This is a genomic window from Janthinobacterium sp. GMG1 (genome assembly GCF_034427795.1).
Taxonomy (GTDB): domain Bacteria; phylum Pseudomonadota; class Gammaproteobacteria; order Burkholderiales; family Burkholderiaceae_D; genus Janthinobacterium.
In genome coordinates, this window is sequence record NZ_JAXQNT010000002.1 from 180,504 (window position 1) to 206,843 (window position 26,340).

Annotated in this window: 22 protein-coding genes; 18 read left to right on the forward strand and 4 right to left on the reverse strand. The window is 63.9% G+C overall.

Features of this window, described 5'->3' with window-relative positions:
* The first annotated feature begins 12 nt into the window (after positions 1–12).
* Complete coding sequence (locus tag SJI03_RS05800) at positions 13–1,524, forward strand: polyamine aminopropyltransferase (RefSeq protein ID WP_322426540.1); 1,512 nt, start codon at positions 13–15, stop codon at positions 1,522–1,524.
* Positions 1,524–3,155, forward strand: a complete 1,632-nt coding sequence (locus tag SJI03_RS05805; protein ID WP_322426541.1) for an NAD(P)-binding protein — start codon at positions 1,524–1,526, stop codon at positions 3,153–3,155. Before SJI03_RS05800 ends, SJI03_RS05805 begins: the two co-directional genes overlap by 1 nt.
* 68 nt (positions 3,156–3,223) lie before the next feature.
* Here SJI03_RS05805 and mmsB read toward each other — a convergent pair whose 3' ends face one another.
* The 3 genes from mmsB to chvE form a co-directional block, all read right to left on the reverse strand.
* Positions 3,224–4,441, reverse strand: a complete 1,218-nt coding sequence (gene mmsB / locus SJI03_RS05810) for a multiple monosaccharide ABC transporter permease (protein WP_099377717.1) — start codon at positions 4,439–4,441, stop codon at positions 3,224–3,226.
* Positions 4,431–5,972 (reverse strand): multiple monosaccharide ABC transporter ATP-binding protein, encoded by a 1,542-nt coding sequence (gene mmsA / locus SJI03_RS05815; RefSeq protein WP_322426542.1) that lies wholly within the window; start codon positions 5,970–5,972, stop codon positions 4,431–4,433. Before mmsA ends, mmsB begins: the two co-directional genes overlap by 11 nt.
* 112 nt (positions 5,973–6,084) lie before the next feature.
* Positions 6,085–7,107: a multiple monosaccharide ABC transporter substrate-binding protein gene (chvE, locus tag SJI03_RS05820; protein ID WP_223278970.1), complete on the reverse strand. Its 1,023-nt coding sequence runs from the start codon at positions 7,105–7,107 to the stop codon at positions 6,085–6,087.
* 430 nt (positions 7,108–7,537) lie between these two features.
* Here chvE and SJI03_RS05825 point away from each other — a divergent pair, with 430 nt between their 5' ends.
* The 15 genes from SJI03_RS05825 to gabD all read left to right on the forward strand — a co-directional run bounded on the left by SJI03_RS05825 (position 7,538) and on the right by gabD (position 24,409).
* Positions 7,538–8,698, forward strand: a complete 1,161-nt coding sequence (locus SJI03_RS05825) for a fumarylacetoacetate hydrolase family protein (RefSeq protein WP_322426543.1) — start codon at positions 7,538–7,540, stop codon at positions 8,696–8,698.
* A 27-nt stretch (positions 8,699–8,725) separates the two neighbouring features.
* Positions 8,726–9,493 carry an SDR family oxidoreductase gene (locus tag SJI03_RS05830; protein ID WP_322426544.1) on the forward strand — a complete coding sequence of 256 codons (768 nt, stop codon included), beginning with the start codon at positions 8,726–8,728 and terminating at the stop codon, positions 9,491–9,493.
* Positions 9,490–11,277: an IlvD/Edd family dehydratase gene (locus SJI03_RS05835; RefSeq protein ID WP_322426545.1), complete on the forward strand. Its 1,788-nt coding sequence runs from the start codon at positions 9,490–9,492 to the stop codon at positions 11,275–11,277. Before SJI03_RS05830 ends, SJI03_RS05835 begins: the two co-directional genes overlap by 4 nt.
* A 91-nt stretch (positions 11,278–11,368) precedes the next feature.
* Complete coding sequence (gene xylF / locus SJI03_RS05840; protein ID WP_099377905.1) at positions 11,369–12,343, forward strand: D-xylose ABC transporter substrate-binding protein; 975 nt, start codon at positions 11,369–11,371, stop codon at positions 12,341–12,343.
* A gap of 76 nt (positions 12,344–12,419) precedes the next feature.
* Positions 12,420–13,991: a D-xylose ABC transporter ATP-binding protein gene (xylG, locus tag SJI03_RS05845; RefSeq protein WP_322426546.1), complete on the forward strand. Its 1,572-nt coding sequence runs from the start codon at positions 12,420–12,422 to the stop codon at positions 13,989–13,991.
* A complete protein-coding gene (locus tag SJI03_RS05850; protein WP_099377723.1) occupies positions 13,988–15,130 on the forward strand; it encodes a sugar ABC transporter permease in 1,143 nt (380 codons plus the stop codon). The genes xylG and SJI03_RS05850 overlap by 4 nt, the downstream gene beginning before the upstream one ends.
* Before the next feature lie 32 nt (positions 15,131–15,162).
* Positions 15,163–16,362, forward strand: coding sequence for a DNA-binding transcriptional regulator (locus tag SJI03_RS05855; RefSeq protein WP_322426547.1), 1,200 nt, complete (start codon positions 15,163–15,165; stop codon positions 16,360–16,362).
* Positions 16,359–17,132, forward strand: a complete 774-nt coding sequence (locus tag SJI03_RS05860; protein ID WP_322426548.1) for a hypothetical protein — start codon at positions 16,359–16,361, stop codon at positions 17,130–17,132. Before SJI03_RS05855 ends, SJI03_RS05860 begins: the two co-directional genes overlap by 4 nt.
* A gap of 84 nt (positions 17,133–17,216) precedes the next feature.
* Positions 17,217–18,230, forward strand: a complete 1,014-nt coding sequence (locus SJI03_RS05865; RefSeq protein ID WP_099377726.1) for a 2-dehydro-3-deoxygalactonokinase — start codon at positions 17,217–17,219, stop codon at positions 18,228–18,230.
* Entirely contained in the window at positions 18,227–19,957 is a 1,731-nt protein-coding gene (araD, locus tag SJI03_RS05870) for an L-arabinonate dehydratase (RefSeq protein ID WP_322426549.1), read from the forward strand. Before SJI03_RS05865 ends, araD begins: the two co-directional genes overlap by 4 nt.
* Before the next feature lie 15 nt (positions 19,958–19,972).
* Entirely contained in the window at positions 19,973–20,869 is an 897-nt protein-coding gene (locus SJI03_RS05875; RefSeq protein ID WP_416208729.1) for an SMP-30/gluconolactonase/LRE family protein, read from the forward strand.
* A 13-nt stretch (positions 20,870–20,882) separates the two neighbouring features.
* Positions 20,883–21,536: a bifunctional 2-keto-4-hydroxyglutarate aldolase/2-keto-3-deoxy-6-phosphogluconate aldolase gene (locus tag SJI03_RS05880; RefSeq protein WP_099377728.1), complete on the forward strand. Its 654-nt coding sequence runs from the start codon at positions 20,883–20,885 to the stop codon at positions 21,534–21,536.
* Positions 21,537–21,600: 64 nt separating this feature from the next.
* On the forward strand, positions 21,601–22,023 hold the full coding sequence (locus SJI03_RS05885) for a CoA-binding protein (protein ID WP_099377729.1): 423 nt from the start codon (positions 21,601–21,603) through the stop codon (positions 22,021–22,023).
* Complete coding sequence (locus SJI03_RS05890) at positions 22,020–22,862, forward strand: PPK2 family polyphosphate kinase (RefSeq protein ID WP_099377730.1); 843 nt, start codon at positions 22,020–22,022, stop codon at positions 22,860–22,862. The genes SJI03_RS05885 and SJI03_RS05890 overlap by 4 nt, the downstream gene beginning before the upstream one ends.
* Before the next feature lie 92 nt (positions 22,863–22,954).
* Positions 22,955–24,409 carry an NADP-dependent succinate-semialdehyde dehydrogenase gene (gene gabD / locus SJI03_RS05895; RefSeq protein WP_070218955.1) on the forward strand — a complete coding sequence of 485 codons (1,455 nt, stop codon included), beginning with the start codon at positions 22,955–22,957 and terminating at the stop codon, positions 24,407–24,409.
* Between the two features lie 6 nt (positions 24,410–24,415).
* Here gabD and SJI03_RS05900 read toward each other — a convergent pair whose 3' ends face one another.
* Complete coding sequence (locus SJI03_RS05900; RefSeq protein WP_322426550.1) at positions 24,416–25,552, reverse strand: poly(3-hydroxybutyrate) depolymerase; 1,137 nt, start codon at positions 25,550–25,552, stop codon at positions 24,416–24,418.
* Positions 25,553–25,733: 181 nt separating this feature from the next.
* On the opposite strand from SJI03_RS05900, the gene SJI03_RS05905 reads away from it, so the two are divergent.
* Entirely contained in the window at positions 25,734–26,327 is a 594-nt protein-coding gene (locus SJI03_RS05905) for a glutathione peroxidase (RefSeq protein ID WP_322426551.1), read from the forward strand.
* Positions 26,328–26,340: the final 13 nt, after the last annotated feature.

Sequence of the window (26,340 nt, forward strand, 5' to 3'; positions counted from 1 at the left end):
AAAAAAAGTCCAATGAACAAAAAGATTCTGATTTTGTCCGTCTTCGTGGTCGCTTCCTGCGGCCTCGCCTATGAGCTGATCGCCGGCGCCATGTCCAGCTACCTGCTTGGCGACTCCATCCTGCAGTTTTCCACCATCATTGGCTGCTACCTGTTCGCGATGGGTGTGGGCGCTCACTTTTCCAAGTATGTCAAGGATGACGACGTGCTTTCGCGCTTCGTCGACATCGAATTGGCCGTGGGCCTGATCGGCGGCCTGTCGGCCGCCATCCTGTTCATGACCTTTTCGTGGATGGCCGCGCCATTTCGCACCTTATTGTATGTGATGGTGTTCCTGATCGGCGCACTGGTCGGCATGGAAGTGCCGCTGGTGATGCGGGCCCTGAACACGCGCCAGACGGAATTTTCCGAGCTGGTCAGCCGCGTGCTGACCTTCGATTACCTGGGCGCGCTGGCCGTTTCCCTGCTGTTCCCGCTGGTGCTGTCGCCGTACCTGGGTCTGGTGCGCACGGGCTTCCTGTTCGGCATGCTCAACGTGGGCGTGGGCCTGTGGAGCATTTATGTGTTCCGCGCCGAGCTGAAAAATCTCACCGGGCGTTTGCTGCGCGCCTGCGCCGTGATGCTGCTGCTGATCGCCGGCTTTGCCATGTCGGACCGCATGGTGGCCTGGGGCGAACATGGCCTGTTCGGTGACCAGATCGTGTATTCCACCACCACGCCCTACCAGCGCCTGGTGATCACGCGCTGGAAGGACGATACGCGCCTGTACATCAACGGCAATTTGCAGTTTTCCTCGCGCGACGAATACCGCTACCACGAGGCGCTGGTGCACCCCGTGCTGGAAGCCTTGCCGTGGGCGCGCCGCGTGCTGGTGCTGGGTGGCGGCGATGGCCTGGCGCTGCGCGAAATCCTCCGTTATCCCCACATTGAACACGTCACCGTAGTCGACCTCGACCCCGCCATGACGGCCGCGTTTACCACGCGCCCGGAACTGGCAAAGTTAAATAATAATTCGTTCTCCGACAAGCGCGTCACCGTCGTCAATGCCGATGCCGCCGTCTGGCTGCGCAACAACGGCGACATGTTCGACGCGGCCATCGTCGATTTCCCCGACCCGTCCAGCTTTGCGCTCGGCAAGCTGTATTCGGTGCCGTTCTACGACCTGGTGAAAAAGCACCTGGCGGCCAAGGGCCTGATGGTGGTGCAATCGACGTCGCCGTTCTTTGCCCCGCACGCCTACTGGACCATCAATTCGACCCTGCGTGAAGTGGGCATGCGCACCTGGCCCTATCACGCCTACGTGCCCTCGTTCGGCGAATGGGGTTTTATCCTCGCTTCGCCCCAGCTCGACTACACACCGCCGACGAAATACCGCCTGCCCATGCGCTACCTGAACGCGGACACCACACGCGAAATGTTCATCTTCCCGCCCGACATGCAGCCGCTGCCGATGGCGCCGAATCGCCTGAATACCCAGTCGCTCGTGCATGAATTCGAGCAGGACTGGAACCGGGTGATCCGCTGATGCAGCGCCGTTCCTTCATGCTGTGGGCCGCCGGCGGCACGGCGGCCGCCGCCGCTGGCATCGGCAGCATCGCCGCCTACCTGCGCTGGCAGGAAATCACGCCGAAGGTGCTGTATCCGGGCCGCAGCGAGGGACATTACTTGCGCAAGCTGCTGCGCGAGCGCACGGCGCTGCCGGCGCCCTCGGCCACCATCACCACAGACGTGGCCATCCTCGGCTCCGGCATCGCCGGCCTGACGGCGGCCTGGCGCTTGAACAAGCTGGGGCACAAGGATTTCCTCATGATCGATGGGCCGCAGCCATATGGCAACGCGGCGGGCGGCCACTTCGGCGACCTGGCCTATCCTACGGGCGGCCATTATTTGCCGCTGCCTTCGCCCGAATCGACCCATGTGCGCGAAATCCTGTTCGACCTGGGGATTATCCAGCGCGATCCACAGGCGGAAAAGCCGTACTACGACGAGCGCTACATCCTGCACGCGCCCGAGGAACGCCTGCTGTTCAACGGCCACTGGCAGGAGGGCTTCATTCCCACCGAAGGTATCTCCGCCGAAGAACTGGCGCAGCACGAGCGCTTCTTTGCCGAGGTGCGGCGCCTGCGCCAGGCGCATGGCAACGACGGCAAGCGCGTCTTCGTTTTTCCTACCGTGGAATCGTCGCAAGACCCGGCCTGGCAGGCGCTCGACACCATCACGTTAAAGCAGTGGATGGAGCGCGAAGGCTATACCTCGCCCACCCTGCACTGGTATCTGAACTACTGCTGCCGCGACGACTACGGCACGCGCTACGACCAGGTGTCGGCCTGGGCCGGCTTGCACTACTATTGCAGCCGCTGGGGCCAGGCGGCGAATGCGGGCAATGGCGCCTGGCTGACCTGGCCGGGCGGCATGCAGCCGGTGGCCACGGCCATGGAGCAGGCGTCGGGCGTCAAACGTCATGCGGGCACGGTGGTTTCCGTGCAGACGACGGACCAGGGCGTCGAAGCGCTGTGCCTGGAACTGGTCGACGGCCAGCCGCGCACCTACCTGGTCAAGGCGCGCAAGGCCATCTGCGCCATGCCGTTGTATGTAGCGGCGCGCGTAGTGAAGAATATCGCCGGCTATGGCTTCGACGCGAAGCGCGATACGCCCGCGTATGCGCCGTGGATGGTGGCGAATTTTTTACTGAAACGCTTTCCCGACGAACTGCCGCATGCGCCGCTATGCTGGGACAACGTCGTGTACCAGGAACCGGGCCTCGGCTATGTCGTCTCCACGCACCAGGACATCCGCGTGCGTCCGCCCGAAAAAACCGTCTTCAGCGCCTACGTGGCCCTGTCCGACCGCACGCCGCAGGAAGCGCGCAAATGGTTAGACGTGGCCACGCCCGAAGAATTGCTGGCGCTGGCCAGCGTCGATTTGAAGACGGCGTATGGACGCGATTTTGCCAGCTGCGTCGAGCGCGTCGATATCACCGTGCGCGGCCACGCCATGGCAGCGCCGTTGCCGGGATTTCGCAGCAATGCGGGCTTGAAGGCGCTGCGCGAGCACGATGGCGCGATTCTGTTTGCGCATGCCGATCTGTCGGGCTTTTCCGTATTTGAAGAGGCGGCGTGGTGGGGGGATCGCGCTGCGCGGCTGGCGATCACATAAATGAAAAAGGCCGGCGCAAGCGCCGGCCTGAGCCCCCTAAGGCTCGAACCTGTGCTTCCTTGTTCTTCTCATTTATTTTTATTAATGACGTCGATGAACACGGCTGCCAGCAGCACCAGGCCCTTGATCACCTGCTGGTAATCGATGCCGATGCCCATGATGGACATGCCGTTGTTCATCACGCCCATGATGAAGGCGCCGATGACGGCTCCCATCACCTTGCCCACGCCGCCCGAGGCCGAGGCGCCGCCGATGAAGCAGGCGGCGATCACGTCCAGCTCGAAACCCGTACCCGCCTTCGGCGTGGCCGTGTTCAGGCGCGCCGCGAAGATCAGGCCGGCCAGCGCGGCCAGCATGCCCATGTTGACGAAGGTGTAGAAGCTGACCCGTTCCGTCTTGATGCCGGACAGGCGCGCCGCCTTCTCGTTGCCGCCCACGGCATACACGCGGCGGCCCAGCACGGTGCGGTTGGTAATGAAGGTGTAGGCGACGATGAGCAGCGACATCACGGCCAGCACGTTGGGAAAACCGCGGTACGACGCCAGCAGGTAGCTGAAATACACCATTACGGCGGCGAAGATCGCGTTTTTCAGCAGGAAGAAGGCGCGCGGCTCGTTTTCCATACCGTGTTTCAGTTGCTTGGCGCGGCTGCGCAGCGAGGTGATGATCAGCGCCGCGGCGGCGATCACGCCCAGCAGCAGCGACAGCCCGCGCAGGTTTTCGCCGCCGAACGGATCGGGCAAAAAGCCCGAGCTGAGCATCTGAAAGCCTTCCGGGAAGGGGCCGACCGACTGGCCAGCCAGCAGCGCCAGGGTCAGGCCCTTGAATACCAGCATGCCGGCCAGGGTGACGATGAAGGACGGGATTTTAAAGAAGGCGACAAAATAGCCTTGCGCGCCGCCGATGACGGCGCCGGCCAGCAGGCAGATGATGCTGGCGGCGACAAAATTCATGTTGTAGTTGACGATCAGGACGGCCGCCAATGCGCCGACGAAGCCGACCACCGAGCCGACGGACAAATCGATATGGCCGGCCACGATGACCATCAGCATGCCCAGCGCCATGATGACGATGTAGCTGTTTTGCAGCACCAGGTTGGTCAGATTCAGCGGCTGCATCAGGGTGCCGTCGGTCATGTACTGGAAAAAGCCCATGATGACGATCAGCGAGAGCAGCATGCCGTAGTCGCGCATATTGTTCTTCAAAAAGCCGGCATAGCTTTTCGCTTGCGGTGCGGCCGCTGGCGCTGCTGCTGCCGGCGCGCCCGCTGTCAATTTATTGTCCATTGTTTTCTCCGTGTGTAACGATCGCGCGCATGATCCGCTCCTGCGACGCTTCTGCTGCGCTTAATTCGGCCGCGAAGCGGCCTTCGTTCATGACATAGATCCGGTCGCACATGCCCAGCAATTCCGGCATTTCCGAGGAAATCATGATGATGCATTTGCCTTCGGCGGCCAGCTCGCTGATGATGCTGTAGATCTCGTACTTGGCGCCCACGTCGATGCCGCGGCTCGGTTCATCGAGGATCAGGATGTCGGGGCGCGAAAACAGCCACTTCGCCAGCACCACTTTCTGCTGGTTGCCGCCGGACAGATTGACCACCTTCTGCACCACGCTCGAGCAACGGGTCTTGAGCTTGCGGCGGAACTCCTCGGCCACGCCGAATTCACGCTGCTCGTCGATCACCATACGCTTGGAAATCGCGTCCAGGTTGGCCAGGCTGGTGTTCTTCTGGATGTCTTCCTCGAGGATCAGGCCCAGGCCCTTGCGGTCTTCCGTGACATACGCGAGGCCATGGGCGATCGCCTTGCCGATGGTGCTGACGTCGATCTCCTGGCCATTCTTGAGCACCGTGCCGCTGATGCGCTGGCCGTAGGCGCGTCCGAAAATGCTCATCGCCAGTTCCGTGCGCCCCGAGCCCATCAAGCCGGCGATGCCGATGATCTCGCCCTTTTTGGCATGCATGTTGATGCCCTTGATGACGGGGCGGTCGGCATGCTCGGGATGGAACACGCGCCAGTCGCGCACTTCGAAAATGGTCTCGCCGATGGTGGGCGTGCGCGGCGGATAGCGGTCGGCCATTTCGCGCCCGACCATTTTTTCAATGATGCGGTCTTCGCTGACGGGCTCCGCGCGGCAGTCGAAACTGTCGACCGTGTTCCCGTCGCGCAGCACCGTGATGGCATCGGCGACCCGTGAAATTTCATTGAGCTTGTGCGAAATCAGGATCGAGGCGATGCCCTGGGCTTTCAGGCCCAGCAGCAGGTCGAGCAGGGCCGCGCTGTCGCTTTCGTTCAGGCTGGCCGTCGGCTCGTCGAGGATCAAGAGCTTGACGTCCTTGCACAGCGCCTTGGCGATCTCGATCAGCTGCTGCTTGCCTACGCCCAGGTTGGTGATCAGGGTGTCCGGGGACTCTTTCAGGCCGACTTTCTGCAGCAGTTCGCGTGTTTTCGCTTGCGCGTATTCCCAGTCGATGACGCCCCTGCGGGACGGTTCGTTGCCGAGGAAGATATTCTCGGCGATCGACAGCTGGGGTACGAGCGCCAGTTCCTGGTGGATGATGATGATGCCGATTTCTTCGCTGTCCTTGATGCCGCGGAAGTGCCGCGTCTGGCCCAGGTAATCGATGTCGCCCGTATAGCTGCCATGGCCGTAGACGCCGCTTAGCACTTTCATCAGGGTCGATTTGCCGGCGCCGTTTTCGCCGACGATGGCGTGGATCTCGCCGCTGCGTACCTGCAGGTTGACATTGTCGAGCGCAACGACGCCCGGGAATGTTTTGCGTATCCCGCGCATTTCCAGGATAGTGTTCGTCATATAACCTCTCTGGCACGGCCGCGCTGGTCGGCGCCGGTCGTGCGGCAGTTTGTTCTTGATCGTGCATGAAGCGAAAGGCCCGGCAGCGCCGGGCCTTCAGTACCTTGATTGCTTATTTCACTTGCGCTTCCGTGTAGTAGCCGCTGCCGGTGACGAGCACCTGCTTCCAGTTCGCCTTGTCGACGGTGACGGGTTTGAGCAGGTACGATGGCACCACCTTGACGCCGTTGTTATAGGTCTTGGTGTCGTTGACGGTTGGCGTCTTGCCGCTCATCATCGCGTCGACCATGTTTGCCGTGACCTTAGCCAGTTCGCGCGTGTCCTTGAACACGGTCGATGCCTGTTCGCCGCGGATGATCGATTTCACCGACGGGATTTCCGCATCCTGGCCCGTCACGACGGGGAACGGCTGTTTCGGCGTGCCGTAGCCGACGCCCTTGAGCGAGGACAGGATGCCGATGCTCAAGCCGTCATATGGCGACAGTACGGCATCGACGCGCGCATTGCCGTAGTAGGCGCTGAGCAGGTTGTCCATGCGGGCTTGCGCCACGGCGCCATCCCAGCGCAGGGTGGCGACCTTTTCCATGCCCATCTGCTTCGAGCGCACCACCAGCTTGCCGCTGTCGATGTACGGTTTGAGCACCGACAGGGCGCCGTTGTAGAAGAAGTGCGCATTGTTGTCGTCGGCCGAGCCGCCGAACAGTTCGATGTTGAACGGGCCTTTGCCTTCCTTGAGTTTCAGCGCCGATTCGATATAGCCCGCTTGCAGCACGCCGACCTGGAAGTTGTCGAAGGTGGCGTAGTAATCGATGTTTTTCGTGCCGCGGATCAAACGGTCATACGAGATGACCTTGATGCCCTTGTCGGCCGCCTTTTGCAGCACGTTCGACAAGGTGGTGCCGTCGATGGCGGCGATCACCAGCACCTTGGCGCCCTTGGTGATCATGTTTTCCACCTGCGCCAGCTGGTTCGGGATATCGTCGTCGGCAAACTGCAAGTCCGTCTTGTAGCCGCGCTCCTTGAATACCTTGACCATGTTGTCGCCATCGGCGATCCAGCGCATGGACGACTTGGTCGGCATCGAGATGCCGATCGCGCCCTTGTCTGCGGCGCTTGCTACGGGCATTACCGCCATGCCGGAGATGGCCAGCGCCAGGCTCGCGGTCAGCATTTTCATTGTTGTTTTCATTTCAGGTCTCCACCGTCTTCGATAGTTGAATGTGCCAGGGCCGTCGTCCCAGTGGGCGGGCTCCGTGCGGATGGCCGATTGCAGGCCACGGCTGATACTAGTTTGTCCATCCATCCCTCACCAATCACTTTTTTTGCATAGCCGATATCCAAAACGATATCGATGACTCAATTGATGCAATGCGCCATGACACCGCTTTCCACCTGCTGGCAGGGCCGGAACGGGGGCCGGGCGGCGGCTTTTTTTGGTGCACTGCAATACCAATAATCATCATTCAATTTGGTGATTTTCGTAATTGCGGCGACACAGGGCGGCGCGCAGAATCGCTCCGAACTTGACCAATTGCCTTCCCATCACGCTCCTTTGAAAGCTTGCCATGCAGCCGATTTCACCCGCCTCCCTGTTGCCCGCCGACCTGGCGCAGGCCCTCCTCATCGGCCGCATCTGGCGTGACGGCCCCTGCGTCGTCGCCGTGCGCGGCGGCGAGGTGGTCGACATCACGCAGACGGTAGCGACGGTGGCCGAGCTGTTCGAGCGCAGCGATGCGCTCGATATCGCCCGCCATCCACCCGGCATCGCGCTTGGCTCCGTGCAGGCCCTGCTGGAGCAGGCGCTGGCCGCACCGGCCGGCGAGCCGCTGCTGCTGGCGCCGTGCGATCTGCAGGCCGTCAAGGCATGCGGCGTGACTTTCGCCGTCAGCCTGCTCGAACGCGTGATCGAAGAACAGGCCGGTGGCGACGCGGCACGTGCGGCGAGCCTGCGCGCCGCCCTGCAAACGACCCTGGGCGGCGACTTGTCCGCCCTGAAACCGGGTTCGGACGCGGCGCAGCGCCTGAAACAGCAGCTGCAGCAGCGCGGCGCCTGGTCGCAATACATGGAAGTGGGTATCGGTCCCGATGCGGAAGTGTTTACCAAGGCGCAGCCGATGTCGTCGGTGGGCTGCGGCGCGCAGGTGGGCTTGCTGCCTTCGTCCGCCTGGAACAACCCGGAGCCGGAGATCGTCCTGGCCGTCAACAGCCGCGGCGAGGTGCTGGGGGCGACCTTGGGCAACGACGTCAACCTGCGCGATATCGAAGGGCGCAGCGCCCTCTTGCTGGGCAAGGCCAAGGACAACAACGGCTCCTGCGCCATCGGCCCCTTCATCCGCCTGTTTGACGAACACTTCACGCTCGACACCGTGCGCCAGGCGGAAGTGTCGCTGCTGATCGAAGGCGCGGACGACGGCTTTGTGCTTGAAGGCGCCAGCTTCATGCGCGAGATCAGCCGCGACCCGCTCGACCTGGTGCGCCAGACGGCAGGCCAGTACCACCAGTATCCGGACGGCTTCATGCTGTTCCTGGGGACCATGTTCTCGCCCGTGAAGGACCGCGGCGCGCAGGGCGGCGGCTTTACGCACCACCTGGGCGACCGGGTCACCATTGCCAGCGCTTCGCTGGGCGCGCTGGTCAACGAAGTGCAGCGCTGCGATGCGATTACTCCCTGGACGTTCGGCGTGCGCGCGCTGTACCAGAACCTGGCCAAACGCGGTTTGCTTTGATCCGATTATTTTAAAAAGAGAGACACCATGCAGCATGCAACTTACCCAAGCCTGTCTGGCAAGCGCGTCGTCATCACGGGCGGCGGCACCGGCATCGGCGTGGCCATCGTCGAGGCGTTCGCGCGCCAGGGCGCCCACGTCACTTTTCTCGACATCGCCCGCGAGGCGTCGCTGGTGCTGCAGGAAAAGCTGGCCGACCTGCCGCAGCCGCCCGTTTTCCGCTATTGCGACCTGACGGATCTGGCCGCCCTGGCCGCCACCTTCGCCGAGATCGAGCATAGCGCGGGCACCACGGATATCCTCATCAACAACGCGGCCAATGACGACCGCCACGAACTGCAGGACGTCACGCCCGCCTACTGGGACGAGCGCATGGCCGTCAACCTGCGCCACCAGTATTTCTGCGCTCAGGCAGTGGCGCCCGCCATGCGCGCCAAGGGCGGCGGCGTGATTCTCAACCTGGGATCGATTTCCTGGCACCTGGCGCAAGCGCGCCTGTCGATCTACATGACGGCCAAAGCCGGCATCGAGGGCCTGACGCGCGGCCTGGCGCGCGACCTCGGTGTCGACGGCATCCGCGTCAACTGCATCATTCCCGGCGCCGTGCGCACGCCGCGCCAGGAAAAGCTGTGGCATACGCCGGAAGCGGAAGCCGTGATCCTTCAGGGACAATGCCTGCAGCTGCGCGTGGAGCCGGAAGACGTGGCGGCGCTGGCGCTGTTCCTCGCGTCGGACAATGCGGCCAAGTGCGCCGGACGCGAGTACTACGTCGACGCAGGCTGGTACGGCGCATGAGCATTCCCGCCCAACCCAAGGCGCGGCGCTTCCGCTCGCAGGACTGGTTCGACAATCCCGACCATATCGACATGACGGCGCTGTACCTGGAGCGCTTCATGAACTACGGTATCACGGCCGAGGAGCTGCGCTCGGGCCGGCCCATCATCGGTATCGCGCAAAGCGGCAGCGATATCAGCCCCTGCAACCGTATCCACCTGGAATTGGTCCAGCGCGTGCGCGACGGCATCCGCGATGCGGGCGGTATCCCGATGGAATTCCCGCTGCACCCGATTTTTGAAAACTGCCGTCGTCCCACGGCCGCGCTGGACCGTAACCTCGCGTATCTGGGCCTGGTGGAGATTTTGCACGGCTATCCGATCGACGCCGTGGTGCTGACGACGGGCTGCGACAAAACCACGCCGGCGCAATTGATGGCCGCCGCTACGGTGGACATTCCCGCCATCGTGCTGTCGGGTGGCCCCATGCTCGACGGCTGGATGGACGGCGAACTGGTCGGTTCCGGCGCCGCCATCTGGAAAGGCCGCCGCCAGCTATCCGCCGGCTTGATCGACAACGACAAATTCCTGCAGATCGCGGCCGCCTCGGCGCCGTCGGCCGGCCACTGCAACACCATGGGCACGGCATCGACCATGAATGCGCTGGCCGAAGCGCTGGGCATGTCGCTGACGGGCTGCTCGGCCATCCCCGCGCCGTATCGCGAACGGGGCCAGATCGCCTATGCAACGGGGCGCCGCATCGTCGGCATGGCGCATGACGATGTGCGCCCGTCGAGCATTCTCACGCGCGCAGCGTTTTTGGACGCCATCATCGTCAACGCGGCCATCGGCGGTTCCACCAACGCCCAGCCGCACCTGATGGCCATGGCGCGCCATGCGGGCGTGGAACTGCACTCGAGCGACTGGATGGCGCACGGCTATGACGTGCCGCTGCTGTTGAACATGCAGCCGGCCGGGAAGTATCTGGGCGAGCGCTTCCACCGGGCCGGCGGCGTGCCGGCCGTGATGTGGGAGCTGCAGCAGGCGGGCTTGCTGCACGCGGACCGGTTGACGGTGACGGGCCAGACGATGGCGGCGAACCTGGCGGGGCGCGAGAGCGCGGACCGCGAGATGATCCGCCCGTTTGCCGCGCCGCTGAAGGAAAAGGCCGGTTTCATGGCCTTGCAGGGCAACCTGTTCGACTTCGCCATCATGAAGACCAGCGTGATCTCGCCCGCTTTCCGCGAGCGCTACCTGTCGCGTCCCGGCAGCGAAGGCGTGTTCGAGGCGCGCGCCATCGTCTTTGACGGTTCAAGCGACTACCACGCGCGCATCAACGACCCGGCGCTCAATATCGACGACAGCTGCATGCTGGTCATGCGCGGCGCCGGCCCTGTCGGCTGGCCCGGTTCGGCCGAAGTGGTCAACATGCAGCCGCCCGATGCCTTGCTCAAGGCGGGAATTCTGAACCTGCCGACCCTGGGTGACGGGCGCCAGTCGGGTACCTCGGACAGTCCCTCGATCCTGAACGCCTCGCCCGAGAGCGCCGTGGGCGGCGGCCTGGCGCTGCTGCGCACGGGCGACATCATCCGGGTGGACTTGAACGGGGGCAGCTGCGACATGCTGGTCGATGCAGACGAACTGGCACGCCGCGCCCAGGAACTGCCGCCGCCTGTCAACGACAGCGCCACGCCGTGGCAGGAAATCTACCGCGCCAGCGTGGGCCAGCTGGAAACGGGCGCCTGCATGGAGCTGGCGCTGAAATACCGCGCCGTGGGACAGACCCTGCCACGCCACAATCATTGATTTTTGAAGCAGCAACACCCGTAGTGAAAAAACGTAGTTAATAAAATCCACAAGGAGACACACAATGAACAAGATCATCAGTGCAGCCATCATGACCGCCATGCTGGCATTGAGCAGCAGCGCCGCCCTGGCCGATGCGAAAAACCCGAAAATCGGCTTCTCTATCGACGACCTGCGCGTAGAGCGCTGGACGCGCGACCGCGATTTCTTCATCGCCGCCGCCGAGAAGCAGGGCGCCAAGGTTTTCGTGCAATCGGCCGACGCCAGCGAGCAGCGCCAGATTTCGCAAATCGAAAACCTGATCTCGCGCGGCGTTGACGTGCTGGTGATCGTGCCGTTCAACGCCACTGTCCTCAACAACACCGTCAAGGAAGCGAAAAAGGCCGGTATCAAGGTGCTGTCGTATGACCGCCTGATTCTGAACGCCGATATCGACGCGTACATCTCGTTCGACAACGAGAAAGTGGGCGAGATGCAGGCCGAAGGCGTGACCAAGCTGCAGCCGAAGGGTAATTACTATTTGCTGGGCGGCTCGCCGACCGACAACAACGCCAAGATGCTGCGCGAAGGCCAGATGAAGGTACTCAAACCGTTCATCGACAAGGGCGATATCAAGATCGTCGGCCAGCAGTGGGTGAAGGACTGGAGCGCCACCGAAGCGTTGTCCATCGTGGAAAACGCGCTGACGGCCAACGGCAACAAGATCGACGCCATCGTCGCCTCCAATGACGGCACGGCCGGTGGCGCCATCCAGGCCCTGGCTGCGCAAAAGCTGGCCGGCAAGGTGCCGGTCTCGGGCCAGGATGCCGATCTGGCGGCGGTGAAGCGCGTGATCGCCGGCACGCAGTCGATGACGGTCTACAAACCGTTGAAAACCATCGCTGCCGAAGCGGCCAAGCTGGCCGTGCAACTGGCGCGCAATGAAAAGCCGGCCTACAACTCCAGCTATGACAACGGCCTGAAAAAGGTCAGCACGGTACTGCTGAAGCCTACGCCGCTGACCAAGGCGAATGTGAACATTCTCGTCGATGACGGCTTCTATACCAAGGCGCAGCTGGGTAATTGATCACCCGCTTGATGTCGGGTTACGCGCTGCGCGCTAACCCGACCTACTCCTTCCTGGTGACTGAATGTGAGCTCAGATGTCTGAATATCTGCTTGAAATGAAAGGCATCGTCAAACAGTTTGGCGGTGTCCGCGCGCTTGACGGCATCGACCTGCAGGTGCGGGCCGGCGAGTGCATCGGCCTGTGCGGCGAGAATGGCGCCGGCAAGTCGACCCTGATGAAGGTGCTGTCCGGCGTGTACCCGCACGGCACTTGGGAGGGCGAGATCCTGTGGGAGGGCCAGCCCTTGCGCGCGCAATCGATTCGCGACACGGAAGACGCGGGCATCATCATCATCCATCAGGAACTGATGCTGGTGCCGCAGCTGTCCGTGGCCGAGAATATCTTCATGGGCCGCGAGCTGACCCTGCCCGGCGGGCGCATGCATTACGCGGCCATGTACAAGCGCGCCGACGAGCTGCTGCGCGAACTGAAAATTCCCGAACTGAACGTGGCGCAGCCCGTGATGAATTACGGCGGCGGCCACCAGCAACTGGTGGAAATTGCCAAGGCGCTCAACAAGAATGCGCGCTTGCTGATCCTCGACGAGCCGTCGTCGTCGCTGACGGCGTCGGAAATCGCCGTGCTGCTCGATATCCTGCGCGCGTTGAAGGCCAAGGGCGTCACCTGCATCTACATTTCGCACAAGCTCGATGAAGTCGCGGCCATCTGCGACACCATCGTCGTCATCCGCGACGGCAAGCATATCGCCACCACGCCGATGGCGCAGATGAACGTCGAGCGCATCATCGCGCAGATGGTGGGCCGCGAAATGAGCCAGCTGTACCCGCAGCGCGTGCAGCCGGCACCTATCGGCGAAGTGCTGTTCGAGGCGCGCCACGTGACGTGCATCGATGCCGACAACCCGCAGCGCAAGCGGGTCGACGATGTGTCGTTCACCCTGCGCAAGGGCGAGATCCTCGGCATCGCCGGTCTGGTGGGGGCGGGGCGCACGGAGCTCGTGTCGGCCCTGTTCGGCGCCTACCAGGGGCCATGCCAGGCCGAGGTGTGGCTCGATGGCCGCAAGATCGATACCCGCTCGCCGCAAAAAGCCATTGCCATGGGCCTGGCCATGGTGCCGGAAGACCGCAAGCACCACGGCATCGTGCCCGACCTCGACGTCGGGCAGAACATCACCCTGGCCGTGCTGGAGGAATTCGCGCGCGCCACGCGCATCGATGGCGAGGCGGAATTGACGGCCGTGCGTGGCGAGATCGCGCAGCTGGAACTGAAGGCGGCCAGCCCGTCGCTGCCCATTACGAGCCTGTCGGGCGGCAACCAGCAAAAGGCCGTGCTGGCCAAGATGCTGCTGACGCGCCCGCGCGTGCTGATTCTCGACGAACCCACGCGCGGCGTGGACGTGGGCGCCAAATATGAAATCTACAAATTGATGCTGGCCCTGGCCGACCGGGGCGTGGCCATCATCATGGTCTCGTCGGAACTGGCCGAAGTGCTGGGCGTGTCCGACCGCGTGCTGGTGATGGGCGAAGGCCGCCTGCGCGGCGACTTTATCAACGATGGCCTGAGCCAGGAAACCGTGCTGGCGGCGGCGCTGGACCAGCGCCCGGCACCCGCCGCCAACACCGCAAACAAGGAAACCGCAGCATGAAACCGCACAGTATCAAACAGCTGTTCACCCAATACAAGATGCTGGCCCTGCTGATCGCGGTCGCCTTGATCTGGGCCTTCTTTTCGTGGAAGACGGAGGGCAGTTTCCTCACGCCGCGCAATCTGTCGAACCTGCTGCGCCAGATGTCCGTCACCGGCATCCTCGCCTGCGGCATGGTGCTGGTGATTATCGCCGGCGAGATCGACCTGTCGATCGGTTCCCTGCTGGGGCTACTCGGCGGCATCGCCGCCGTGCTGGACGTCACGCAGCACTGGCCGCTGGCCTTGAATCTGGCGGCCGTGCTGGGCTGCGGCCTGGTGATCGGCCTCCTGAATGGCTACCTGACGGCGTACCGCGGCATCCCGTCCTTCATCGTGGGCCTGGGCGGCATGCTGGCGTACCGCGGCATCCTGCTGGGCATCACGGGCGGCATCACGATCGCGCCCGTTTCCGAGCCGATGGTCTACCTGGGGCAGGGCTATCTGCCCGCGGTGCCCGGTATCGTGCTGGGCATCGGCCTGTTCCTGCTGGCCGCCTTTTTGACCTGGCGCGCGCGCGCCAGCCGTGCGCAGCATGGCTTGCCGCAGACGGCGGCCTGGGCCGACGGCTTGCGCCTGGCCGTCATCGGCGCCGTGCTGTATGCCTTTGTGCAAACCCTGAACGGCTATGAAGGCATCCCGCTGCCCGTGCTGTTGCTGCTGGCCTTGCTGGGACTGTTCAGCTATATCACCAGCCAGACCGTGTTCGGCCGCCGCATCTACGCCGTCGGCAGCAATATGGAAGCGACGCGCCTGTCCGGCATCAACGTCAAAGCCGTCAAGCTGTGGATCTTCGGCATCATGGGCCTGATGTGCGCACTGGCTGGCCTGATCAACACGGGCCGCCTGGCGGCCGGTTCACCCTCGGCCGGCACCTTCAGCGAACTCGATGCCATCGCCGCCTGCTTCATCGGCGGCACCTCGATGCGCGGCGGCTCGGGCACCGTGTACGGCGCCCTGATTGGCGCGCTGGTCATGGCCAGCCTCGATAACGGCATGTCCATGCTGGACGTGGACACCTACTGGCAGATGATCGTGAAAGGCAGTATCCTCACCCTCGCCGTGTGGGTCGATGTCAGCACGCGAGCGGGGCGTAGATAGCCGTGAAACGATCTGGCACGGGAGGAGACACCATGAAGATGCCGACCGCGCACCGGATCGCGCTGCTGTTTAACGGGAATAAGATCTATGACCGCGACATCATCGCGGGCATCGCCGCCTACCTGAACACCACGCGCGTGTCGTGGGACCTGTTCCTGGAAGAGGATTTTCGCTGCCGCCTGCCAGGCATCGAGCGCTGGCAGGGCGACGGCATCATCGCCGATTTTGACGATCCCGCCGTCTGCGAAGCGCTGGCGCACAGCCGCCTGCCCGTGGTGGCCGTGGGCGGCTCGTATGCGCGCGCCGAGGATTACCCGGCCGGCATCCCGTACGTGGCGACCGACAATTTCAAGATCGTCAAGCTGGCCTATGAACACCTGGTGGAAGCGGGCCTGACGCGTTTCGCCTGTTTCAGCCTGCCCGAGGCCGACGTCAACCGCTGGGCGCAGGAGCGCGAGACGGCGTTTTGCACCTTGATGGAGCGCGACCACATGCGCGCCGACGTGTACCGTGGCGTCGCCACCAGCGCGCCCTCGTGGGACGAAGCGGTGGAGCAGCAGATTGCTTGGCTCAACAGCCTGGAAAAACCCGTCGGCATCATCGCCGTCAGCGACGCGCGTGCGCGCCAGCTGCTGCAAGCGTGCATGCACGCGGGGATCGCCGTGCCGGAGCAGGTCGCCCTGATCGGTATCGACAACGACCCGCTGGCGCGCATGCTCACGCGCATTCCATTGAGTTCCGTGATCCAGGGCACCGAGGAAATGGGCCGCACGGCCGCGCATCTGCTGCACCAGATGTTGAATGGCGCGCGCCTGTCCGGCACGCGCATCCTCGTGCCGCCGGCCGGCCTGAACGTGCTCGCCTCCACGCGCCACCAGCCTTTCCAGCATCCGCAGGTAATGCAGGCGCGCCACTTCATCCGCCAGTACGCCTGCCAGGGGATCAAGACGGAGCAGGTGGCCGATTACGTGGGCGTGTCGCGCTCGTCCCTTGAAGCGCATTTCCGCCACGAGCTGGGACGCAGCGTGCACGACGAAATCCTGCATTTCAAGCTCGATGCGGCCAAGACCTTGCTGGCGCGCGGGCCGGGACAGGTGGCCGAGGTGGCCGTGCGTTGCGGCTTTACCACGGCGCAGTACATGCATGCCGTCTTCAAGCGCGAACTCGGTTGCACGCCGCGCGAATTCCAGCAGCGCAGCCGGCCGCCGCCAGCGCCCGGGCAGGCGCCATGATGCATCTGCTGCGCAATGCGCGCGGCATGCGCGTGGCCATCGACGCGCACGATGCCAGCGTGCGGGCCTGGTGGGCGCCCGACCGCTATGGCCGACTGGCCGATGTGCTGGGCGCGGCGCCCCCTGCGGCGCGGTCTTCCACGGGCTGGCAGTGCGCGCCGCCGGAAGACGGCCACTTGCGGTTGTGCCTGCTGCAGGACGGCCTGTCGGTGCGGCTGACCTACCGGTTGGATGACGATGGCAGCCTGCAGCTCGACTGCGATGCCTCGGCTGAGACGCTTTCCCGTTTTGCGCTTGCCGCGCCCCTGTTCAACCTGCAGGGCGGCCGTGCCGCCGTGGGCGATCATGTGCTGCGCCTGGCCGCCGACCGTTACCGGCCTTGGCCAGGCGGCTGCGCGGACGGCTCGCCGCTCGATGTGGCGGGCAGCGCGTTTGACTTCCGCCAGCCGGCGCCGCTCGCTACACGCCTGGCCTGGCCCGCGCTCGTGCATTTACCGGGATTCCGGCATGACTTTTACTGGACGGGCAGCGGGCAGCTGCGCGAGGCGGCGCGGGTTGCCGACCCTGCGTCCGGCCGGGTCTTGCGTTTTTCCAGCACCCAGGACAGCTGCCATTTGTATTCCGATGCGCGCTGTTTTTCCCTGCTGGCGCAGGGCGTGCAATTGCAGCCGGGACAGGTGATGCGCTTCAAGCTCGCCTACCGTTTGGGTGTGCAGGATATTGATGCGTTTGACATATCGGAACCGGTATCAATGATGTCAAATAAGTGATTGGTCAGATATGCGGGGCAGTTCTACCATGGGGTAGTTTTTCCCTCATTTATTTTTGTCCTGACCGACGCTGCGAACCTGCCCATGAACATACTCACCATCGATGCCGGCACCACCAATACGCGTACCTTGCTGTGGCGCGCAGGCGTCGTCGTCGCCCAGGCGCAGCTGGAAACGGGCGTGCGCAATACCGCCATCGATGGCCATAACGGCGCGCTGAAACAGGCGCTGCGCGACACCATCGCCAGCGTGCTGGCCAGCGCCGGCATCGCGCCGTCCGAGGTGGACCTGGCGCTGGCCTCGGGCATGATCACATCGCCCATGGGGGTGCAGGAGGTGCCGCATTTGCCGGCGCCCGCGGGCCTGGCCCAGCTGGCGCAAGGCATGCAGGCGGTGGACTTGCCCGACGTGCTGGCGCAGCCCCTGTGGCTGATTCCCGGCGTGCGCAACCAGCATGGCGCCGTCGGCCTGCACAACGTCGAAGCGATGGACATGATGCGCGGCGAAGAGACGGAAGTCGTCGCGCTGCTCGAGCGCCTGCAATTACGCGGCGCGGCGACCCTGATCATGCCCGGTTCGCATACCAAACTGATCAGCGTGGACGAGCAGCGCCGCATCCTCGGCTGCAGCACCACCATCGCGGGCGAGCTGCTGCAGGCGATCACGCAGCACACGCTGATCAAGCAATCGGTCGAGGGCGGTTTTGCCCAGACCCTGGTGCCGAAAATGCTGCTGGCCGGCGCGGCGGCGGCGCAAAAAACGGGGCTGGCGCGCGCCTGCTTCAGCGTGCGCACGCTGGGCCAGTTCAGCGCCGTCGAATGCAATGAGCGGGCCAATTTCCTGATGGGCGCCGTCCTCAGCGGCGACCTGCTGGCGCTGCGCAACAGCACCGCCATCCAGATGCGGCCCGATAGCCCGCTCGTCATTACAGGTAAACCCATGCTGCGCCAGGCGCTCGGGCTGCTGATCGAAGAACACGGATTTTTTTATGGCAAGCGCATCATCGTCGACGACCAGCAGCAAGACTATCTGGCCGGTCACGGTGCGCTGCTGATCGCCGCCGCACGCGGCTTGATTTTCCCGCAGGAGACAGTATGAGCAGCAACAAGAACAAGCGTCCCTTGCGTTCGCAATCGTGGTTTGGCGGCGACGACAAGGACAGTTTTATTCACCGCAGCTGGATGAAGAACCAGGGTTATCCCAGCGACGCCTTCGATGGCCGTCCCGTCATCGGCATCTGCAATACCTGGTCCGAGCTGACGCCCTGCAATGGCCATTTCCGCGACCTGGCCGAGATGGTCAAGCGCGGCGTGCTCGAGGCGGGCGGCTTCCCCGTCGAGTTTCCCGTCATGTCGCTGGGCGAGACGAATCTGCGCCCGACGGCCATGCTGTTCCGTAACCTGGCCAGCATGGATGTGGAAGAATCGATCCGCGCCAACCCGATTGACGGCGTGGTGCTGCTGACGGGCTGCGACAAGACCACCCCGGCCCTGCTGATGGGCGCGGCCAGCGTGGACTTGCCCACCATCGTGCTGTCGGGCGGCCCCATGTTGAACGGGAATTACCGCGGCAAACCGATCGGTTCGGGCACGGACGTATGGAAATTTTCCGAAGACGTGCGCGCCGGGCGCATGACGTCCGCCGAATTCAAGCAGGCCGAATCGTGCATGTCGCGCTCCGCCGGCCACTGCATGACCATGGGGACGGCTTCCACCATGGCCAGCATGGTGGAAGCGCTGGGCGTGACCTTGCCCGGCAACGCGGCCATTCCCGCCGTCGATGCGCGCCGCAAGCTGCAGGCGCAGCTGACGGGCCGGCGCATCGTCGACATGGTGCATGAAGACCTGAAACTGTCGCAGATCCTCACGCGCGAAGCGTTTGAAAACGCCATCATGGTCAACGGCGCCATCGGCGGCTCGACCAATGCCGTGATCCACCTGCTGGCCATTGCCGGGCGCATCGGCGTGGACATGCGCCTGGGCGACTGGGACCGCCTGGGCCGCGACATTCCCTGCCTGCTGAACCTGATGCCGTCGGGCCAGTACCTGATGGAGGATTTTTACTATGCGGGCGGCCTGCCCGTGATCATCCGCGACTTGCTGGGTAAATTGCACGGCGAGGCGCTCACCGTTACGGGCGCCAGCATGGCCGTCAACGTGGCCGAAGCCGAAAATTTCAATCCCGAGGTGATCACGCCGCTGGCGCAGCCTTTCAAGGACGAGGGCGGCATCGCCGTCCTGCATGGCAACCTGGCCCCGCGCGGCGCCGTCATCAAGCCTTCCGCCGCCTCGCCCGAGCTGATGCAGCACCGTGGCCGCGCCGTCGTCTTCAACAGCATCGAGCATTATAAAAAGCGCGTCGACGATCCCGCCCTCGATATCGACGCCAGTTGCGTGATGGTGCTGCAAAATTGCGGCCCGCAGGGCTATCCGGGCATGGCGGAAGTGGGCAATATGGGCTTGCCGAAAAAACTGCTGGAGCAGGGCGTGCGCGATATGGTGCGCATCTCGGACGCGCGCATGAGCGGCACGGCTTACGGCACGGTGGTGCTGCACGTGGCGCCGGAAGCGGCCGTGGGCGGGCCGCTGGCGCTGGTGCGCGATGGCGACATGATTGAACTGGACGTGGCGGGACGCCGTTTGCACCTGGACGTCGACGAGGCCGAACTGGCGCGCCGGCGCGAAGAGTGGCGCGCTCCCGAGCCGGCCATGAAGGGCGGTTACCAGTCTATGTACATCAAGCACGTGACGCAGGCCGACGAAGGCGCGGATCTCGATTTCCTCGTCGGCTGCAGGGGTTCGGCCGTTCCGCGCGAATCTCACTGAAAACAAGGAAAAAAGATGATGGGGACACAGGCCCAATTACTGGTCGATGCACAAAATTTTCTCGGCGAGGGCGTGCGCTGGTGCGAACGCAGCGGCCGCGTTTTCTGGACGAATATCGAAGGCTGCCAGCTGCATGCGCTGGTGCTGGCCACGGGCGAACGCCAGAGCTGGGCCATGCCCGAGCGCCTGGCGTGCTTCGCGCTGACGGACAGCGACGACGTGCTGCTGCTGGGACTGGCCTCGCGCCTGGCCTGGTTTGACGCGCGTAGCGGGGCTGTCACGTCCTTGCACATGGTGGAGGGGGACTTGCCCATGACGCGCCTGAACGATGGCCGCTGCGACCGCCAGGGGCGTTTTGTCTTCGGCACGCTCGATGAACGTCCGTGCCGCGATGCCATCGCCAGCTTTTACCGCCTCAACCTGGACTTGACGCTGGAGCGATTGCCGCTGCCGCAGATCGCCATCTCGAACAGCATCTGCTTCAGCGTCGATGGCACGGCCATGTACTTCTGCGATTCGATGAAAAAGGCGATCTACCGCTGGGACGATTACCTGGGGGGCGACGTCAGCCGTGTGCGCGTGTTTGCCGTGCTCGATCCGGGACCGGGTGCCGCCGATGGCGCGACCATCGATGCGGATGACCACCTGTGGAGCGCGCAGTGGGGCGCCGGCACGGTCTTGCGCTTCGCGCCGGACGGCAGCGTCGAGCGCAAGATCAGCCTGCCCGTCTCGCAGCCCAGCTGCGTGAGCCTGGGCGGCCCGCACTACGACGAATTGTTCGTCACGACGGCGCAGGAGAGCTTGACCCCGGCCCAGCTGGCGAGCGAACCGCTGGCCGGCGGATTGTTCCACGCGCGCCAGACGGGCGTGCGCGGTTTGCCGGAAGTGCGCTTTGGCGCCCTGCCGGCCTGAAAAGAGAGAGCATATGCAAAAACATACGGTTTTCGAGGGCATCCTCGCACGGGGCATGGTCGGTATCGTGCGCGCCGACTCGCCCGATGTGGCGCTGCAGATCGCCGAGGCGTGCATCGCCGGTGGCATCACGGCGCTGGAAGTGGCGTTTACCACGCCCGACACCCTGGGCGTGCTGCGCACCCTGCGCGAACGCCATGGTCATGACGTGCTGCTGGGCGCGGGCACGGTGCTCGATACGGAAACGGCGCGCGCCGCCATCCTGGCCGGCGCCCAGTTCATCATTTCACCCAGCGTCAACGTGGAAACCATCACGCTGTGCCAGCGCTACCAGGTGCTGTCCATGCCGGGGGCGATGACGCCGACGGAGATCGTCACGGCCCTGCAGGCCGGCGCCGACATCGTCAAGGTCTTCCCCGCCGAGATGTTCGGCCCCGCTTACATCAAGGCCCTGCGGGCACCCTTGCCGCAAGCGCCGTTGATGCCGACGGGCGGCGTGACGGTGGAGAACCTGCATGAATGGTTTGCCAGCGGCGCCGTGGCCGTGGGCATTGGCAGCAGCCTCAGTGGTCCGGGCGCCACGGGAGATTACGCGTCCGTGACGGCGCGCGCGCAAGCTTTCGTGGCGAAGATGGCGGCCGTGCGCAAGGCTAAGTCTTCTGGCTAGCTCCCGGCGGGACGGGAATCTGCTACGCTAGGCGGGCAATGTCGCACGCCTCATAGACCAGAATATGTCCAACATCGCCCGCATCCTGCAAGACAGCCGCATCATCGCCATCGTCGGCATGTCCGACAAGCCCGAACGCGCCAGCCATGAAGTGGCCGACTACCTGCTGCGGCATGGCTACCGCGTGTTGCCCGTCAATCCGGCGCTCGCCGGGCGCGACGTGCTGGGGCAGCGCGCTTACGCCACCCTGACGGAGGCTGCGGCGGCGGTGGCACCGGCGCGCATCGACATCGTCGACTGCTTCCGCAAGTCGGAAGATATCCTGCCCATCGCCGAGGAAGCCATCGCCGTCAAGGCCGGCTGTCTGTGGCTGCAGCTCGACATCGTCAACGAGCAGGCGGCGCAACTGGCGCGGGCGGCGGGACTCGATGTGGTGATGGATCATTGCACAAAAATCGAGCACCGCAAGCTGGCGGTGGCGGCATGAAGGCGCGCACGCAATTTCGCGCCGGCAAGGGTTTTGACCTGAGCGAGGATTTCGCCGGCAAGCGCCTGCTGGGCGCCGCCACCAAGGCGGCCAACAAGAAGCTGACGCCGGCCCAGTGCAAGGCCATCGATCGCGAGGAAACCGTGGCCCTGACGGCGCAGATCGCCGAGTGCCAGAGCATGCTGTATGCGCAGCACAAAAAGAAGCTGTTGCTGGTCTTGCAGGGCATGGATACGTCGGGCAAGGATGGCACGGTCAAGGCGATCTTCAGCAACATCAACCCGATGGGCATCCGCGCCGTGGCGTTCAAGGGACCCACCGATATCGAACTGGCGCACGACTACCTGTGGCGCGTGCACCAGCACGTGCCCGTCAAGGGCGAGATCGCCATCTTCAACCGCAGCCATTACGAGGATGTGCTGATCACGCGCGTGCAGGACATGATCGACAAGGCCGAATGCCAGCGCCGCTACGCGCAGATCCGCGATTTCGAGCGCATGCTGAGCGAAACAGGCACCGTCATCCTGAAAATCTTCCTGCATATCTCGAAGGACGAGCAGCGCGGACGGCTGCAGGAGCGGCTCGACGATCCCGACCGCCAGTGGAAGTTCGACCCCAACGATATCGCCCAGCGCAAGAAGTGGGATGGCTACCAGCGCGCCTATGAAACGGCGATCCGCGAGACGGATGCCGACCACGCGCCGTGGTACGTGGTGCCATCGAACTCCAAGACGCAGCGCAACCTGGTGGTGGCGTCCCTGCTGCTGGAAACCCTGCAGGGCATGAAGCTGGAATACCCGGCGCCGGACCCGAAACTGTCGTCTTTCAAGGTCGAGTAGAGGTCAGGCCAATTCAGCGCCGAGCCTGCGGAATCGGCCGCGCTGTGGCATAGTATCCCTCGTCGATAATTCAAACCAGACCGGAGATCCATATGCTGCAGTTGAAAGATCCTACCTTGTTGCGTCACCAGGCTTACGTGAATGGAGCCTGGGCGGATGCCGATGGTGGCCAGACGATTAATGTGAGCAATCCCGCCACGGGCGAGCATATCGGCACGGTGCCCCTGATGGGCGCAGCCGAGACGCGCCGCGCCATCGAAGCGGCCAATGCCGCCTGGCCCGCCTGGCGCAAGAAGACGGCCAAGGAACGCGCCGCCGTGCTGCGCCGCTGGCATGACCTGATCCTGGAAAACGCCGACGACCTGGCGCTGATCATGACCACCGAGCAGGGCAAGCCGCTGCCGGAAGCGAAGGGCGAAGTGCAGTTCGGCGCCTCGTTCATCGAGTGGTTTGCCGAAGAAGGCAAGCGCGTTGCGGGCGACACCCTGCAATCGCCATGGCCGGACCGCCGCCTGGTCATCACCAAGGAACCGATCGGCGTGTGCGCCGCCATCACGCCGTGGAACTTCCCCGCCGCCATGATCACCCGCAAGGTCGGCCCGGCCCTGGCCGCGGGCTGCCCGATGGTCCTGAAACCGGCGGAAGCGACGCCGTTTTCCGCGCTGGCGCTGGCCGTGCTGGCCGAGCGCGCGGGCGTGCCTGCCGGCGTGTTCAGCATCGTTACGGGCGCGCCGAAAGACATCGGCGGCGAAATGACGTCGAATCCCATCGTGCGCAAGCTGACGTTTACGGGTTCAACCCAGGTGGGACGTTTGCTGGCCGAGCAGTGCGCGCCAACGATCAAGAAACTGTCGCTGGAACTGGGCGGCAATGCGCCGTTCATCGTCTTCGACGATGCCGACCTGGATGCGGCTGTGGAAGGCGCCATCGCCTCGAAATACCGCAATGCGGGCCAGACGTGCGTGTGCGCCAACCGTCTGTACGTGCAGGACAGCGTGTATGACGCGTTTGCCGACAAGCTGGTGGCGGCAGTGGCCAAGCTGAAGGTGGGCAATGGCATCGAAGCGGGCGTCACGCAAGGCCCGCTGATCGACGCCAAGGCCGTCGCCAAGGTGGAAGAACACGTGGCCGACGCGCTGGGCAAGGGCGGCCGTCTGCTGGCCGGCGGCAAGCGCCATGCGCTGGGCAATGGCTTCTTCGAGCCGACCATCATCGCCGATGTGACGAACGACATGCGCGTGGCCACCGAGGAAACCTTCGGCCCGCTGGCACCCCTGTTCCGCTTCAAGACGGACGATGAAGTGATCGCCCTGGCCAACAACACGGAGTTCGGCCTGGCCGCCTACTTTTATTCGCGCGACATCGGCCGTATCTGGCGCGTGGCCGAAGGCCTGGAAACGGGCATGGTCGGCGTCAACACGGGCCTGATCTCGAACGAGATCGCGCCCTTCGGCGGCGTCAAGCAATCGGGCCTGGGCCGTGAAGGGTCGACCTACGGTATCGAAGACTATCTCGTCATCAAATACATTTGCATGGGCGGGATCTAAGGCCGCTTAACGCGAGCCGCGGCGCGCGGCGAGGCGGTCCAGCATGCCCTTGACCGCTTCCATCTGCGTGCCGCTCTTGCGGTAGAAATCCGGGTCGATCGGATTGATGCTGGTGTAGCCCCAGAAATCCCAGCAGCCTTTCGGGTTGTACGGGTAGACGGGGCTCGGTTCGGCTTGCGGATACAGCACGATGATCTTGTTGGCGTCCGCCACCTGGTTGTAGCCGGTGCTGGTATAGAAACGGTCGCCGATGGCCTGCGTCGTTTGCAGGCAGCCGTGGAACACCACGTGCACGCGGCAGCTCTCGCTGTCGCAGGCTTTCGGGATGTAGGCGTAGCCCGTATTGTTCATGCTCGAGTACGCGTTCTGGATGAAGCTGCGCTGGTTGAAGGCGATCAGCTTTCCCGTCAAGGTGGTCGCCGACGGTTGCAGGTCCGGGTACAGGTGCTGCAGGATGTCGCGCGCCTGCGTGTAGTCGCAATCGTTGATGAAGGGCGACTCCGTCACGGCGCAAGGCTTGTCCTGGTTGTTGTCCGTGATGATGGCATGGCCTGCGCCGACATTGTCGACGAAGCGGATCTGCTCGGCCGGCGTGCCCGCCAGTTGGTAGAATTTCCCCACCTGCTCCACCACCGGCTGCGTCACGGTCCGGTCTTTCGTTCCGCTGAACAGATACACGCGCTGGCGTTTCAGGTTGGCCGTGTCGTCGATGAGACGGGCGCGCGCAAAATCGTTCGCCGCGCGCAGCAATTCGCTGGCGACGGGCGGCGCCACCTGCGCGCTGCCGGGATTCATGCAGGTGGTCAGGGCATTCGTCAGGTAGGGGATGTAGGGGAAGCGGCCCGGCTGGCCCGAGCAGAAATACGGACCGCCCGCGATGATGCCGGCGCCGGCCACCGTAGCCGAGTAGGCGACGGCAAACTGCGCCGCCATGAAGCCGCCCGAGGACAGGCCGGACACGGTGGTCTGGCTCAGGTCAGCCTGGTAGCCGGGCAGGGCGGGGGCGTCCTTGGTCGTGGCGGGCTTGACGGCCTTGGCCGTCGTGGCGGCGTGCGCGCCGCCTGGCGCCAGGATGAGCAGGCTGGCGGCCAGCAGGGCGGTGGTTAGTGTAGTCAGGTGCGCGGTCAGGTGCGGGAAGGGCATGGCGACTCCAGAAGGCAAGGAAAGGGACAGGAAGGCCGAGCATAGGTAAAAAAACTGTGCTTTGGGCAAGTACTGCACCGTCGTTGATGTCGCTCAAGCAATCGCTGTTGTTGTCCGTCTCATACGCGCGCGCGGCGTTTGACATAGAATGGTTTTTTTCCGTTCAACCATGGTGCCCTTCATGTCCAAGACCCTTGCCCAGCTGTTTGCGCTCACCACCCTTGCCGCCGGCGCCAGCCTGGCCATGCCGGCCCATGCCGCCGACACCGCGCCAGCTGCCGCCGCGTCAGCGGCCTGCCCCGCCATCCTCAAGCAGACTTTCAACCGCCTGCAGGATGAAGCGCCGCAAAACCTGTGCCAGTATGCGGGCAAGGTCGTGCTGGTGGTCAATACGGCCAGTTATTGTGGTTTTACCAATCAATATGAAGGGCTCGAGGCGCTGTACGCCAAGTACGGCAGCAAGGGCCTGGTAGTACTGGGCTTCCCGTCGAACGATTTCGGCAAGCAGGAGCCCGGCAGCAGCAAGGAAATCGCCGATTTCTGCTACAACACCTATGGCGTGAAGTTCCCCATGTTTTCGAAGTCCGTCGTCTCCGGTCCTACGCCGAATCCGCTGTACGTGGACCTGATCAAGCAGACGGGCAAGACCCCGGCCTGGAATTTCCATAAATACCTGATCGACCGCCACGGTAAAGTGGTGGAAAGCTTCCCCAGCAAGGTGACGCCGGACGACAAGAAACTCGTTGGCGCGGTGGAAAAAGCGCTGGCGCTGTAAGTTGCCGAGACGC

Excerpts from the sequence above, each read along its gene's own strand:
- SJI03_RS05885 (WP_099377729.1), top strand. The coding sequence starts at position 21,601 with ATGTCCAACATCGCCCGCATCCTGCAAGACAGCCGCATCATCGCCATC.
- chvE (WP_223278970.1), bottom strand. The coding sequence starts at position 7,107 with ATGGCGGTAATGCCCGTAGCAAGCGCCGCAGACAAGGGCGCGATCGGC.
- SJI03_RS05865 (WP_099377726.1), top strand. The coding sequence starts at position 17,217 with ATGAACATACTCACCATCGATGCCGGCACCACCAATACGCGTACCTTG.
- SJI03_RS05805 (WP_322426541.1), top strand. The coding sequence starts at position 1,524 with ATGCAGCGCCGTTCCTTCATGCTGTGGGCCGCCGGCGGCACGGCGGCC.
- SJI03_RS05835 (WP_322426545.1), top strand. The coding sequence starts at position 9,490 with ATGAGCATTCCCGCCCAACCCAAGGCGCGGCGCTTCCGCTCGCAGGAC.
- SJI03_RS05875 (WP_416208729.1), top strand. The coding sequence starts at position 19,973 with ATGATGGGGACACAGGCCCAATTACTGGTCGATGCACAAAATTTTCTC.
- SJI03_RS05905 (WP_322426551.1), top strand. The coding sequence starts at position 25,734 with ATGTCCAAGACCCTTGCCCAGCTGTTTGCGCTCACCACCCTTGCCGCC.
- SJI03_RS05890 (WP_099377730.1), top strand. The coding sequence starts at position 22,020 with ATGAAGGCGCGCACGCAATTTCGCGCCGGCAAGGGTTTTGACCTGAGC.
- SJI03_RS05880 (WP_099377728.1), top strand. The coding sequence starts at position 20,883 with ATGCAAAAACATACGGTTTTCGAGGGCATCCTCGCACGGGGCATGGTC.
- mmsA (WP_322426542.1), bottom strand. The coding sequence starts at position 5,972 with ATGACGAACACTATCCTGGAAATGCGCGGGATACGCAAAACATTCCCG.
- mmsB (WP_099377717.1), bottom strand. The coding sequence starts at position 4,441 with ATGGACAATAAATTGACAGCGGGCGCGCCGGCAGCAGCAGCGCCAGCG.
- SJI03_RS05850 (WP_099377723.1), top strand. The coding sequence starts at position 13,988 with ATGAAACCGCACAGTATCAAACAGCTGTTCACCCAATACAAGATGCTG.
- araD (WP_322426549.1), top strand. The coding sequence starts at position 18,227 with ATGAGCAGCAACAAGAACAAGCGTCCCTTGCGTTCGCAATCGTGGTTT.
- SJI03_RS05900 (WP_322426550.1), bottom strand. The coding sequence starts at position 25,552 with ATGCCCTTCCCGCACCTGACCGCGCACCTGACTACACTAACCACCGCC.
- SJI03_RS05830 (WP_322426544.1), top strand. The coding sequence starts at position 8,726 with ATGCAGCATGCAACTTACCCAAGCCTGTCTGGCAAGCGCGTCGTCATC.
- xylG (WP_322426546.1), top strand. The coding sequence starts at position 12,420 with ATGTCTGAATATCTGCTTGAAATGAAAGGCATCGTCAAACAGTTTGGC.
- gabD (WP_070218955.1), top strand. The coding sequence starts at position 22,955 with ATGCTGCAGTTGAAAGATCCTACCTTGTTGCGTCACCAGGCTTACGTG.
- SJI03_RS05825 (WP_322426543.1), top strand. The coding sequence starts at position 7,538 with ATGCAGCCGATTTCACCCGCCTCCCTGTTGCCCGCCGACCTGGCGCAG.
- SJI03_RS05800 (WP_322426540.1), top strand. The coding sequence starts at position 13 with ATGAACAAAAAGATTCTGATTTTGTCCGTCTTCGTGGTCGCTTCCTGC.
- xylF (WP_099377905.1), top strand. The coding sequence starts at position 11,369 with ATGACCGCCATGCTGGCATTGAGCAGCAGCGCCGCCCTGGCCGATGCG.
- SJI03_RS05860 (WP_322426548.1), top strand. The coding sequence starts at position 16,359 with ATGATGCATCTGCTGCGCAATGCGCGCGGCATGCGCGTGGCCATCGAC.
- SJI03_RS05855 (WP_322426547.1), top strand. The coding sequence starts at position 15,163 with ATGAAGATGCCGACCGCGCACCGGATCGCGCTGCTGTTTAACGGGAAT.